The organism is Lederbergia ruris (assembly GCF_018332955.1).
Classification (GTDB): Bacteria; Bacillota; Bacilli; order Bacillales; family Bacillaceae_C; genus Lederbergia; species Lederbergia ruris.
Window position 1 is genome coordinate 1 of sequence record NZ_BORB01000021.1, and the last position, 13,059, is coordinate 13,059.

Genomic DNA, 13,059 nt, shown 5'->3' on the forward strand with positions numbered 1-13,059 from the left:
GAGTTACTTTGTCACAGGGCTTCAACCTTAGGATTTCTCCACCAGTTGCCTGTCAGCTACTGAGCGTCTTGGCACTTACTCAGGTTGGACTTCCACCAACTAGCAATTAACGGCTTGCTGGGCACGCTAACAGTGAAAAAATCAGCGGGTGTGTAATCCCACTGATTTTTAAGCCATTTAGAAGCTAATTTGTAAAAATGACATTTCGATTCTTCCCTGCCTGTTCGTTCCTTTACTCCTTACCTGCCTTTTTGCCAAAAGTCAATAGAATATTCATTTTTAGCAAATTAGCTGAAAATAAAGTGTGTTTGGATGTACAAAATCGCGGGGGATTTGCCAATACGTAGATCCAAAGTGGGTTGGATCTACAAAATCGCGGGGGATCTGCCAAAATGTAGATCCAAAATGGGGGTGGATCTACAAAATCGCGAAGGGCCTGCTAAAACGTAGACCCAAAGCGGGGTTGAATCTACAAAATCGCGAAGGGCCTGCTAAAACGTAGATCCAAAGCGGGGTTGGATCTACGAAATCACGGGGGATCCACCAAAACGTAGATCCAAAGTGGGGTTGGGTGTACGAAAACGCGAGGGATCCACCAAAACGTAGATCCAAAACGTGTTTGGATCTACGTAACCGCGAATGTGCTTAATCATTTTACGAACTTCCGTCACATTCATTCTTTCATCATACGGAGCATTTGCTTAGGCAAATCTTGTACAGATTGAATGACCGCTTCCAGTTTTGCTTCAATCCGGTAGAGTAAATAAAAGGTTACAAGTGCCGGAAATCCGATTTCACTGATAAACGGTAGGAACTGTTCCACTATGATCACCTCCTTTCAATCACAAAAACATAAGAATGTAATAAAATAAAGACGAACGACAGCTAAAACCCTTGATCAACATTTCCTTCAAACTTAACGAACTTTCCACTCCTCTTTGGTTCGTGCAGGAAGAAAGGATAAGGCCCATCCCATACGCTGGGATGAGCCACATTTTAGTCAATATCAATTGTTGTGATGGTTTTGTCGACAATCCGCGCCGACTTGGCCTCTTTCAAAGGATTGCCTTCTGTATCAAGGAAAACATCGGCTTGCAGAATCGCGTCCATCGCCGTTTTGACTTGTTCCGAATCGATTGGATCAATCGGTTCATCGACCGCAATACGCACATTCTTCCCTTCTTCTGATAAAAAGTTTAATTCTAACACTTTCATCTGCTCACCTCCCTTCTGTCAAAACAAAATTACTCACCGATTTGGTACGTATCATTTCGCTCGATGTTCCAGAGCGGCTGGGCTGATAAGGACCCAATTGCATCCGCAGCTTGATAGAGCTGATCAGCAGAAGCTTGCAGACGGATACGATTGAATGTCTTTGTTTTATAGATGGGCTTATTGTCCTCATCTAACCCGTAATCAAACACAAGCTTCATTTTTGACGCTTCTAAAATTTCCTGTGCCATGTTCTCGCCCCCTTTCACCTTCTATATAGAGAAGCACCGAAAAAAAGGATACCCAGTTTTTAAAAATTTTTATTGGCGTAAACAAAAATGTATTCAGATTGAAAAACAATGGCCTAAGTAAAACTTTGCGCTAAGGACATTTTCGTTTCGAAACACTTGTATCTCTCGATAAAATCAATTTGAGCAGCTCGGACAATAAGCCCCGCCCCCACTAGATCAGATCACTTTGCCCTCTTCTTTTAGTACTTGATTTTAAAAAGCTTTATAAAAACATAAAAAAATAATTTATATAAGGGTGTCCTTTTGCGTCTATCGGATCTATATGAGGGGTAGGAGGGATGCAAAATGGAGAAAATCACATTTAGAAAAGAGTTAGCACAAACGATTGGATTGAACGAAAGTATTGTGTTGGAGAAGCTTTACGAACATGTTGAAAAAGCAGGAACCCCTTTGAACGGACAGGTGTGGGTCGAGCGTACATATGAAGCATGGCAAGAGGATTTTCCATTTTGGTCGATTGCCACGATTAAACGAATCTTTGCTTCTCTGAAAAAACAAGGCTTGATTCGAATAGAACAACACGGAAAACATCGTTATGATCGCACGAATTGGTATGCCCTTAGTGAAGAGGGAAACCATTGTTTTGCACAAGAAAAGAAGATAAAGGAGAAACCACAGATTGACGAAGCCGAAGACGTCCAAGAAAAAATAACCATCGTTGAGAAACAATTAAAGAAATTGAATTTTTCCCCCTTCACTTATCGCAAAAAGAAGAATTAACCCATGCTTGCAAAACTTTTTCTTTAGAGCAAATTTTACAAGCCATAGAAGCCACCGCAGAGCGTGCGATTTTTGCATGGAAATATGCATATAAAATCTTATTAACCAATCAGAAATCTACTCCAACTAAGTTGAAGAGAAAAATCATTCGGTCAGAAAAATTGCCAGATTGGTTTCAAAATGAAGAGCACTTGAATACGCAGGAATGGAATGAAGAAACACTTGCAAAAAAACGGCGATTACAGGAGGTTCAGGAAAAATATAAGCAACAACAAGGGGCTACTGTTACTTATATTTGAACAAGGCTGAAGAACAAAAGCGCAAGCGCCTGTTCAGCGACGTACAAATTTAAAGACTTCTGACGAGATAAAGGAAACACGGCGACGAAGGAGCCGATGTTGACTTATCGTAGGAAGAAGGCGTAAATTTGCTAGTCGCTAGGCGCTGGAGCTGGATGTCAACCGCGACATAAGCAGCTTATCCACAAGCTAGGATTTTATAATTTCCTAAGCTACAAAAAATAGCCTCCCCTTTAAATAACGGGTCGGCTATCGGTATTCCTTACACTTTTAAATTGTTGACAATTCTCTTTTCACCTTTGCGCGGAATTCTTCATCTGTTAGGAACTTTAACTGGAAAGCATTCATATTTTTAGATAGCTTAGCTTGCTCCATTGTACTTAAGTTATTAGCGAAAAAGGCTAATTCTGTTTGATTTCCGTGCTGATCTGTTGCGTACATGGCCATTGTCATAACAAAGGCAGTAGATCCACCTTTTTGTCCGGCATGGGCCAGCCATTCTTGATTTTGCGGATTTTCCATTAACCCTTCCATGACAGGATCGAGATAGGTATACACACTGTCATCGAAATACGTTTTGTTGTTCAGTTTCTCCATGATGGCAACATACTCATCGGTTGTCGCTCGTGGCAAACGATCTGACCAAACTTTTTGGAAATCCATATTTAAATCCTTCATGAGTTGCTTTTTTCCTTGAGCATCTAATGGTTGGTGTAGCCATTCTTTATGTGTTTTCAGGGCCCGTTCCCTATATTCTGCCATATCCATCTTTTTCAGCTGAGCAAGAGCTTCCTTTTTCGTTCCTTCCGCTTGAATCATTTGCTTCGGAAGCGCTAAGGCACTAACGAAAGGATAAAGAGGCTCATGAGCGGAAAGCTGCATCTCATCAAGATTTTGGTTTATCTTTTCTAAGCCTAACAAGTGAATAAGATATTCCGTGTTCGCATTAGAACTGTAGACAATCATCCCTTTGGCTACTTCACTTAAGGGAACCTCTCCCGTTTGGTCTCCTTTTACTTCCTTTAGCCAAGCTTCATGTGCACCGCCATCTGTTTTCGGTATGTAAAATTTCTCCAAATCTTCAAAAGAAACGGCTTGTTCAGGATCAATTTGTCCAGCCGCTGCCTGTTTGGCATATTCAATGGCAATGATCGTCTTAACGGTACTCGCAAGTGGAAGTGCTTGATTTTCATTCACTCGCACCCAGCTTTCTTGATTGTAATGAATGGTCAGCGCTACATTCCCTTTGTCCGCTTTTTCTTTTAAAAATTCGACAATATATTCAGGGTCTTCTCTTCCGATTTCTTTTTGAAATAGCCAAATGCCCACCCCAATCAAGACTCCAAATACAACCACAACACTACCAATGATCCAAAGAGCTATTTTCATTTGTTGCCTCCTATTTTTTTCCGTACGATATATACGATCTAAACATATAATAAGATTCATAATTGAAGGCTAAGAAAAACAAGACATTTAGCCTTGGTACCCATTTAAATACTGGATACCAAGGCTAGCAAATATGGAATACAAGAATTACTCCTGGATACGCGGTTTTCCGGGGTCACAATCTGATCCTTGCTGGTTGGTTGCTTCTGCTACTTTAATAAGATAATAGCATTCTTCTCTATACATATGATCAGCCATTAAAGCTGAAAAGGAGCCCAATGCCTCTTTACTTAATTCCATTTCCTCTAATTCTTCCAGAAAGCCCATAAACAACTTCATTTCGAGAGAAACATCCGTATTCATTCTTTCTAGGGCAGGGAATGAGGAAAGATTTGTTCGCAAAAAACCAGCCATTTCCACTGCTTTCAGATAAAAGTCTTCAAAATGTTTCGTATAAAGGTCGCTTTTTTCCTTCAATCGTTTTTCTACACGGGACAGATTTCCAGAAATGGCTCCTGCGTGCCCTGCTGCATCTAGTAACCAGACCATATGATGATGCAATTCATGGAAGATCGGGGGAACTTCTGATTTTTTTAAGTACTCTAATACGCGAATATATTCTTCCACCTCATTAACCATATGATTAATAAAGCTTGGGGTCAAACTAATCGTGATGTCCCCCACTAATTGTCTTTCAATGATCGACAATTTAAATGCACGAATCTTTCTCGCCTCTTCATCAGCGATCCGGCTTAATTGAACCAAATCTGTTGTATCCACCTGATCGAGCAATTGATCAAAAGTCTGAATAAATTCATTTGCTTTTTTGATATCCGCTTTTTCATTAGGTGACAGCGCATCATGCAGAAACCGACCATGTTCTCCTAGGACTTGCAGCCAAAAACGATGTTCAAACCGGGCAGCACTCTGAAAATCTGTTGCCATGAAACTCCCTCCCATTTTCCCTCTGATATATAAGAATATTGAGTGGACAGTGGGAATATGTCTAACAAGGAAATTTTCAGCATTTGAGCAGCTTGAACTTTCGGACGGTTTATGCGGTTCATGCCACTTACATATGATTTTCCATCCTTCCGTCTGTTTCAGGCATGACCTTCCCTTTACGCCGGTCCATTCTCTTAAACAACCATTTGACAAAAGGGGGGACAGCGAAAAAGATAAAAAAGGTTCGGAAAAGTTGATAGCCGGAAACAATATATAAATCCGCGTGAATGGCATGTGCAATGATCCCCATCTGATCCATGCCGCCGGGTGCCAAGCTTAATAAACCTGTGGCCTTTGAAACAGGTTGAATGACCGTTAACAACCATCCCAAGCCAATCCCTCCGATGACGAGCATGAGCCCACTTCCAAGCGCAATCCATAAGGTTTTGAATTTATGGGGCATATCATTCGGTTGGAGCAAAAGGCCGACATAGGTGCCAATCATCAGTTGTGCTAGATTGATAAGAGAGGGAGGAAGATGGAGACCCTCTATGCCAAAAGCCTGTAGAACCGCTGTCCCAATCGCTGGTCCAATTAAATAAGCGGTCGGCATTTTGATTTTGATACAGATGAAGGCCATCCCGACGGAAACGATCGCAAATAAAAGCAGATTGGGAAATAATTGCTCCCAACTTGCAGAAGTAGCTATGGATAGAGCCGAGTCCACCGCCGTCTGTTCGCGCTTTCCCGTTTCTTGAAAAATCGGCAGCATCACAATTAGAGGCGTTGCGATAATAATCATCATCAAGCGGATTACTTGTGTCAGCGTGACAACCCCTAAATTCACCCCTTTTGTTTCTTCCGCCAAAATTAAAACTTGTGAAAGTCCACCTGGTATACTAGCTAATAGGGCCGTTTGATAGTCACTATCCGAAATTTTCGAGACAATATAGGCAATCATCGAACAAAATAATAACAATAACACCGTCAACAACAGCATATAGGGGAGTTGGCGTCCCATTTCAAGTAGTGCTGAAGAAGTCATCGACAAGCCCATTGTATAGCCGACAATGATCATACCCGAATTCCGAATGGAGCTTGGCCACTTCAACCGCCACTGTAAAAGATTGATTGCAAGGAAAATCGAAATCATCGGGCCTAATAACCATGGCACAGGGATATGTAAAAAGTGAAACACTACACCGCCAATGATTGCGATCAAAAGTGTGAGGATGATTTTTCTTATTTGATGAATCTTACTTTCCTTCATAATTGGTAACCCTTCTTTCAACTACCTCAACAAAACCATATCACAGAATCATTTTATCATCCTCTACTATACATGATTTTTTTAGTTGACGTTTCCGATGATTATATTTATAATAATCGTAACCTTTCAAATCTTCCCCTTTTACCACTAACTTCTTTCCCATTTCAAAGGTTTCCATTCTTGTAGATTATTAGCCAAAGTAGGTGATAGATTTTTAATAAAATAGATTAAGATTTTTGGGGATTTGTAAAGGCTATCATATTTCTAAGAGGAGGAAAAATAAAAAATGAAAAACCATAGGTGGTCTGCTTTTGGCGGAGAAGCCAACGAATCTGAAAATAAAAAACCAGTGGAAGTGAAAGCCCATGTCCATACGTTTTCACATCCCGACGAACACAAGGAATTCCTTGAGCGCTTAACATTAGGGAGGCAGTTTGATCTGCGATTTCGAGCCCTTATTCATTATTATGGTGACGATATCATTGCCTATAAACGTAAATATCCAACAAGTCAAAAAGTAAATGAATTTCTTAGGATATTTTCGAATTATCTCACCGATTACCTCGAAGATGACGTTCCTTCATCTTGGCAGGAATGCCAGTCCACATTCTGGGAAGAACTTATTTACTTCTTCTATCCTCACTTTATGAAAACTTCCATCAAACAAAGAGAATCGATTAGTTTTCTTTCCCAACTGAAAAAATTTGTCTATTGGCTTGATCAGCGTACAGGTTGTTCCTGGTATAAAGAAGTGGAAAAATATGCGGAAACAGCTCGTGAAGACCTGCAAACTTGTGAGCGGCTATTGAATGCGCTGTATTTACAAGCTCATCCTCAGCTCCATGACAAAAATTGGAATCCAATGGAAGATATACTTAAAATGAATGAACATGTCCAAAGTTATAGTCACGTTGTAGAAGGAATTTTTGAAGTGAAAGCCGTTGAACAACACATTATCATCGTTGAGGAGATCGATTCAGGGCAATCATTTCAGATTGTAGATTTTCCTGTAGAAAAGCTCGTCCCAGGAATTCTTTTAGATGGGATAATGGGCAAAATGGCAGATGACTTTTTCTGGTCTTGGCAAATGACTCTGGGCGTCTATCCCGCAAAGGCGAAGGCGTATAGCAAGGAAGGATCGTTTTTTTGAAGTGCGAGAAGTTAGGTAGATTTCACCGAGTATAAAATGATTTTTTCATAAAAAAGGAAAATGTAAAGGGGGCCACAAAAAATGCGGCCCCTCTGTTTTGGATTTCCGCTAAGCGGAAATCACCTCATATTTTGTGATCAATGTTCAATCAGCCTCCTTTCCGAATTTCTATCGGTCCGACATCCTTATTAACTCATATATCCCCCTTCAACAAGTGAAAGAATGATTTTAATAAATCTTTACCGGTGTTTCCATTTAAAGCGTTCGATTCATGTCAATGCACAACTTTTCCATACATTGATTGCAAGTACGCGCCTTTACTTTAGGCATATTCTATAAATTAAATCGACTTTTAATCATTGCGGCGACTTCGGCTGCACTTCGTTCTGTATTATCGATCCGCAAATAGTTTTCCTCTTTTATTTCTCCCGCTTCTGAATTTAATCGTAGTGTCTGCATACTACTCAATAAATTTTCCTCGGATTGTTTGATGTTTCTTTTCGTTGGCTTTTGTTCAAGTCGATTCGGTGTTTTATTACGTTTGAGCCTTTCTTCTACATCTGCTTCAAGCTCAACAAAAGATATTTCAGCCCCTTCGGCACGAAAGATACGGCACGTCTTATCCACATATTTCCAATCTGATTTTTTATTGAAGGCCCAGACAAATGTAAAAATCATGCCATACTGATCACTCTTAGAAAATGTTTTAAAAACTTCCCCGCGAAATAAGTCCGTTAATCTCCACATTTCCGGAGTAAACCCGAAAAAAGGTTCAAGTAAATCAATTGTCATATGATTATGAAATAACTTCAACTCTGTGATTTTGGCTAGTTCCTGTCCTACAGTCATCTTCCCAACGGCTTGGGGGCCAAATAATAGAACGAGTTTCAAGAGACTCCCTCCATTCATATTTAGGTGACTTCAAAATGTCACGATGGATACCTTTGAAACATTTTAAAACCCCTTTTTATGTAAAAAAGGAAGTGAAAGCCACTTCCTTGGATGCTGACTTATGCTTCTTTTAATTTTTCCACTTCTTCGATGTCTAGCCCCGTGGCTTCAGCAATTAACTTAGGAGAAAGCACACCTAATAAGGATTTGGCTGTTTTTTTCGCCTGTTCTTTCTTTGCCTTTTCAACAGCCTCCCGTTTTTCCTCTTCAAAAGCTCTTCCTACCTTTGTCATCTTCAACCACTCCTTTACTTTTCTGGCGTATTTGTCATCTATAAATTTATCTGTTGCGGTGAGAATTCCCGCGATCACTTGAATTTGCTCATATTCATTTTGAATGTGTTTGGCTAGTTCAATCGAATCATGGATTAATTCATTACGATCTTTCTTGCTATGCATTAATGGAATAATACTAAGTTTGAACAATTCCTCGTGAGTTAACGGTTCATCCTCATCTATCTTCATCATTAACTTTTCCATTATAGCGTCCCCGTTATACTCAGATAGCAAAATGGCTTTTGACGTAATGTTTAAATCCCCGATATTTAACTCCTCACTAGCCTTTGCCACATCACTCGTATAAATCACAACGATGCGTATTTTTTTAATATCCTTTTCTTTTTGAAAGTATCTTTTCGAAATTCTGTGTGCATATCCTATATACTTCAAATGATTTTCGACAAACCGGATACTGCTTTCATATTCCAACATGAGAATAGAACCATCTTCTAATTGAAAAACGGTGTCTGAACGGTTCCCGTCTGCGGTTACCTCTGGAAAGTCATTCGGCAATAGTTCCTTAATTTTCGGGAAACCTTTCAATCCAAAAACATCAAGAGTGACATCCTCATAAAGTTCACTTAGAGACTTGAATAAAATATCCTTATTTTGATACGAAATCCCCTTTGACACTTTACACTCTCCCTTTGCTACTAATATTATACCATAACTGAAACTTCTGATAAATATCGTCCGACATTGATTTTTGAATCACTTTTAGAAAATTATATTTAATATTTCTTTTATATCCTTCTCACGGATTTTCGAGTGATCTTGCTCATCCGATTCAATTTCCTTTTTACCTTCGAACTTCGATATTCTCCTCATTCAAGTACATCAGATAGTCAAGATCGACATTTCCGTTTGTATAACTGTTGCTATAACCTGGCCATTCCGGAAAAACTACCTCACCTATTTTGTTTTAGCGATAAAATATGTTTCATGTCAGGAGATAAACGAGTGATATTTTGCATTTCCTGATGATGCTTCACAAGTAGAAGGACATTCCCCATTATAAAAATAATCACGATTGTAGCTCCTAGCCATTTCCACTTTTTCGTAATTGTTATAAAACATAAAAGAGCACTAACTAGAAACAACACACACAATATTGATAAAATAAAATAGTCGATCATCTACATATTCAACCTGAAATCGATGCTGAACAAGTAAAAAAACCATTTGCAAGCAGAAAAAACCGATCGCAAGAAATAAGGAAATCCAGCCAATGAACTTCCTGTTTCTACTCTTCTTCATCTGGATCGACCTCCGTTGCAAACTCCCAATTTTACCCACTATCATTTGAGATGAATTTTCCTTTTACTCTGCCCCCGAGATAATCTCCATTCGGCCCTTGATTCAATAACACAGCCAAATGATCGTCTTCCTTAAAAGGCATTTCAGCCCTGACAAAGATCTCTAGGTACTTCTCTGGAACCTTGATTGTGGCGGATTTCCATGTATTCCCGGCGTCTTTTGTGAAGTACAGTATAGGTTCTTGAGGATTTATATAGGAAAGCGAAAGGAAGCCAACCTTTTCATCAATAAATCCACCATCCGACAGCAAATTCGTCACACCAGATGGGTTTGTTCCTTTCCAAGTCCTTCCTCCATCATACGTCAAAAATACATTTGACATTTCCTGGGACATCGTTCGATCACCGGAAACAATCATATAGCCAAATTTGTCATTTAGAAAATTCACTTTCCGGAAACGCATCGATGGGTACGGTTCTGTCACAATCGCTTTCTCCCAATTCCGACCCTGATCAAGAGAATAAATAAAAATAACTCTTTTTCCAACTTCAGCTAAGCCATCTGAATATAAAAATGCCGCCCTCTTTTCATTCAAAATATAACTATGATTGATTAATTCTTCCCTATTCCCATTATATTCACCTGAAAAGAGTTGATCGGGCTCAACCGGAACATTCGTCCAATTTTCTCCCTGATCAAACGTAATTTGCAACTGATCATTTTGCAGAGAATATCCTATTTGTTCATCAGTATAAATCGGCTGTAATGTTTCCGTTCTCTCATTCTCTGTTGACAATTGAGGAGATTGCCCATCCCAAAGCTGAGGTTTTTCCTTACTAGTACTTTCATAATAAAAAGTGGAAATCGATAAACCAATCATTATGACAGCAGCAACACCCAAAATAAATTTATCCACTTATAAACATCCTTTTTCGTTCATTCACATGAAATTCATAACATGTTGGTATTGAGATCTGTTCAATCCATCCCCGGAATATAAATCATCATTTCCCTGCCATCAATTGTACTTTGAAAAGCATAAACAGGTTGATAATAACCTTTGGAATCTAAATAATAACTGACTTCTACTTGATCAATATGTAAGGCTTCAAGCCGATTATTCTCCGGGTAATATTTAAACTTCCCTGCTAAAATCTCGTCATATGCTTCTTGTTCACTTTTTATTTGGACATCCTTTACCTTGTCATAGGTGATCAATTGATTGTCAATGTTCTTCACTGTATCATCGTTATAATACTGAACATTTAAGGAACCATCTATAAGCTGATTTCCGTTGACTATTTTATCTGCTGTCCACTCATATATGCCTGTATCGACTTTTTGAAAATCAGCATCTTCGGGGATATCTATATCGAATGTTGTTACGCTGTCTTTTAAGGTTTTTTTGTTCGTATCTTTTGATTCAGCATCGAAGTTTGAAAAGTCCGTATATCTATAACTCCCATCCAGAAATTGAAACCATATACTATATCCTTGAATCCGATAAATCCCCTCATCTGGATATGTTATAACCTCCATATCCTCTGTATCAAGATGCTGTCTCTTGAAAAAGTCTACAGCAAATTCCTCCCCAGAAACCCTTGTATAGCTTGGCGCCTTATAAATCGGAACGTTTTTTCTTTGATCATCAAGCTGCACATCATTTGTGATAGTGGCACTAGCCATATTTGTCTTATAATTTGGCACAATGATAAGGTTCCCAAATTCCTTCTTATAGTAATAGGCAAACATACTGCCGGATAGGAGGACCACTAGTAATAAAGGAGAAAAATATAACAAAGAATGTTTGATTCCTTTGTCTTTAATCGTCAGGATGCCCATAATAATCCCATAGCCAATAATCGCACCCAATAAATTATTAAATAGATCATCCACCTCAAAAATACCAAACCCTGTTAGGAGTTGAAAAGTTTCAATGGAAAGCGTAAATACTGCTGCCATCCCAATGGTCCACCTGGCTTTTCGAAAGCGAGCATGCCATAACGGGAGAAAAATTCCAAACGGCACAAACATCAAGATGTTTAAATACAAAAACTGCCATTCCCTTACACTAAAACTATACCAAGCCTCTCGGTAAGAACTAAAAAAGGCTAAATTCACCCCACCTGGATAGGTTGAGCTTCTATTCAGGAAAGTCACGCCTATCACCATAATAAAATAGCCAATAAATAAACTGGCAAGAAGCAACTGCTTTTTGGAAAGGCGCTTCTTTCCACCCAAAAGTTTTCTATACACAATGAAATACCCGAGAAAAAAGATAATCCCTACTACTATCACTCCGACTAATGCTAGAGTAAAATTTTCCCTTATAATTCCGATGATTTCTTGTAACCTCATTTTCTATCTCCTTCTATTCTCTCAACTGATTCTTTTTACTTTTCTAGATCACTTATTATTTTATGTATTACCTGCTTATAAAAATCAGACGCAAACCCAGGCGCCTGATAATATAGAAGATCTCGATCTTCTTCTTGATGATCAGCTATTTTTTTCTGCCGCGATCATTAAAAACATCGGTCTGCGGGTTTCATCTTTCATTTCCGGGTCCTTCAACATGTCATCAGAAGGTACGGATTCCTTCACGGCTTTTATTATAAAACCTGATAAAATTAAATCATTTATATAGGTTGAAATCGTACGATGGTATTTTGTCACATTCTCATTCAAGAAGTTTGTTTCACGCACACCTTCTACTTGATAATTGTCAACGGGCCAATGTAGACGATTTCCTTGGTCATCGTAATACCAATCCTGTTCATTCCGAGAGGTAAAAATCGGATGTTCAACCGAGAAAACGAATCTGCCCCCAGGAATGAGACAATCATAAACTTTTGCACAGATTGTTTGAAACGACTGAATATAGTGAAAAGCCAATGAGCTAATGACGACATCAAACTGAGCGTTGGAAAAATCAATATCCTCAATGGACGCTCTTATATAAGCAATGGAAGGATCATTTGTCATTTCGCGGGCTCTTTCAATCATTCTTTCGGAGATATCCACGCCTAAAACAGAACGTGCTTGCTGCTCCCGAGCATATCGGCAATGCCAACCAAAGCCACAACCTAAATCGAGGACCTCTTTATCTTTTAGATCCCCAATCAGCTCTTTCATAATATGCCATTCCCCAGCCCCTTCAAGTCCTTTCACTGACCGTGCCATCTGTTCATACGCAGAAAAGAAATTGGGATCATCATATTTATTTTGTTTCATCGATCATACAACTCCTATTATAGGATGGCCTTCCTACTTTAAC

General features: G+C 39.1%; 15 protein-coding genes. 3 read left to right on the top strand and 12 right to left on the bottom strand.

Annotated features, from left to right (window positions below; all coding sequences use genetic code 11):
• Positions 1–673 precede the first annotated feature (673 nt).
• From KI363_RS12590 to KI363_RS12600, 3 genes are all read right to left on the bottom strand, one after another.
• A complete protein-coding gene (locus KI363_RS12590; protein WP_158324477.1) occupies positions 674–823 on the bottom strand; it encodes a YvrJ family protein in 150 nt (49 codons plus the stop codon).
• 173 nt (positions 824–996) lie between these two features.
• Positions 997–1,215, bottom strand: a complete 219-nt coding sequence (locus tag KI363_RS12595) for a DUF2922 domain-containing protein (RefSeq protein WP_158324478.1) — start codon at positions 1,213–1,215, stop codon at positions 997–999.
• Positions 1,216–1,244: 29 nt separating this feature from the next.
• Positions 1,245–1,463 carry a DUF1659 domain-containing protein gene (locus KI363_RS12600; RefSeq protein WP_212966508.1) on the bottom strand — a complete coding sequence of 73 codons (219 nt, stop codon included), beginning with the start codon at positions 1,461–1,463 and terminating at the stop codon, positions 1,245–1,247.
• Positions 1,464–1,808: 345 nt separating this feature from the next.
• Between KI363_RS12600 and KI363_RS12605 the strand changes: the two genes are divergently transcribed.
• Complete coding sequence (locus KI363_RS12605; protein WP_212966509.1) at positions 1,809–2,243, top strand: hypothetical protein; 435 nt, start codon at positions 1,809–1,811, stop codon at positions 2,241–2,243.
• A gap of 131 nt (positions 2,244–2,374) precedes the next feature.
• Positions 2,375–2,542 carry a hypothetical protein gene (locus tag KI363_RS12610; RefSeq protein WP_212966510.1) on the top strand — a complete coding sequence of 56 codons (168 nt, stop codon included), beginning with the start codon at positions 2,375–2,377 and terminating at the stop codon, positions 2,540–2,542.
• A gap of 270 nt (positions 2,543–2,812) precedes the next feature.
• Here the strand turns inward: KI363_RS12610 and KI363_RS12615 are convergent, their stop codons facing one another.
• The 3 genes from KI363_RS12615 to KI363_RS12625 form a co-directional block, all read right to left on the bottom strand.
• A complete protein-coding gene (locus KI363_RS12615; protein ID WP_212966511.1) occupies positions 2,813–3,931 on the bottom strand; it encodes a serine hydrolase in 1,119 nt (372 codons plus the stop codon).
• 147 nt (positions 3,932–4,078) lie between these two features.
• Positions 4,079–4,876 (bottom strand): DUF2935 domain-containing protein, encoded by a 798-nt coding sequence (locus tag KI363_RS12620; RefSeq protein ID WP_158323476.1) that lies wholly within the window; start codon positions 4,874–4,876, stop codon positions 4,079–4,081.
• A 127-nt stretch (positions 4,877–5,003) separates the two neighbouring features.
• The gene (locus KI363_RS12625) at positions 5,004–6,146 is read right to left on the bottom strand and encodes an AbrB family transcriptional regulator (protein WP_158323475.1); all 1,143 of its coding nucleotides are present in this window, start codon (positions 6,144–6,146) and stop codon (positions 5,004–5,006) included.
• A gap of 286 nt (positions 6,147–6,432) precedes the next feature.
• Here KI363_RS12625 and KI363_RS12630 point away from each other — a divergent pair, with 286 nt between their 5' ends.
• Positions 6,433–7,296 carry a hypothetical protein gene (locus KI363_RS12630; protein ID WP_158323474.1) on the top strand — a complete coding sequence of 288 codons (864 nt, stop codon included), beginning with the start codon at positions 6,433–6,435 and terminating at the stop codon, positions 7,294–7,296.
• Between the two features lie 333 nt (positions 7,297–7,629).
• Here the strand turns inward: KI363_RS12630 and KI363_RS12635 are convergent, their stop codons facing one another.
• The 6 genes from KI363_RS12635 to KI363_RS12660 form a co-directional block, all read right to left on the bottom strand.
• Entirely contained in the window at positions 7,630–8,187 is a 558-nt protein-coding gene (locus KI363_RS12635) for an ATP-binding protein (protein WP_191967543.1), read from the bottom strand.
• 119 nt (positions 8,188–8,306) lie between these two features.
• Positions 8,307–9,158 carry a transcriptional regulator gene (locus KI363_RS12640; protein ID WP_212966512.1) on the bottom strand — a complete coding sequence of 284 codons (852 nt, stop codon included), beginning with the start codon at positions 9,156–9,158 and terminating at the stop codon, positions 8,307–8,309.
• Between the two features lie 453 nt (positions 9,159–9,611).
• Positions 9,612–9,782 carry a hypothetical protein gene (locus KI363_RS12645; protein WP_191967542.1) on the bottom strand — a complete coding sequence of 57 codons (171 nt, stop codon included), beginning with the start codon at positions 9,780–9,782 and terminating at the stop codon, positions 9,612–9,614.
• Between the two features lie 31 nt (positions 9,783–9,813).
• On the bottom strand, positions 9,814–10,698 hold the full coding sequence (locus KI363_RS12650; RefSeq protein ID WP_212966513.1) for a WD40/YVTN/BNR-like repeat-containing protein: 885 nt from the start codon (positions 10,696–10,698) through the stop codon (positions 9,814–9,816).
• 62 nt (positions 10,699–10,760) lie between these two features.
• Complete coding sequence (locus KI363_RS12655) at positions 10,761–12,140, bottom strand: VanZ family protein (RefSeq protein WP_158323470.1); 1,380 nt, start codon at positions 12,138–12,140, stop codon at positions 10,761–10,763.
• A gap of 141 nt (positions 12,141–12,281) precedes the next feature.
• Entirely contained in the window at positions 12,282–13,016 is a 735-nt protein-coding gene (locus KI363_RS12660; protein WP_212966514.1) for a class I SAM-dependent methyltransferase, read from the bottom strand.
• Positions 13,017–13,059 lie beyond the last annotated feature (43 nt).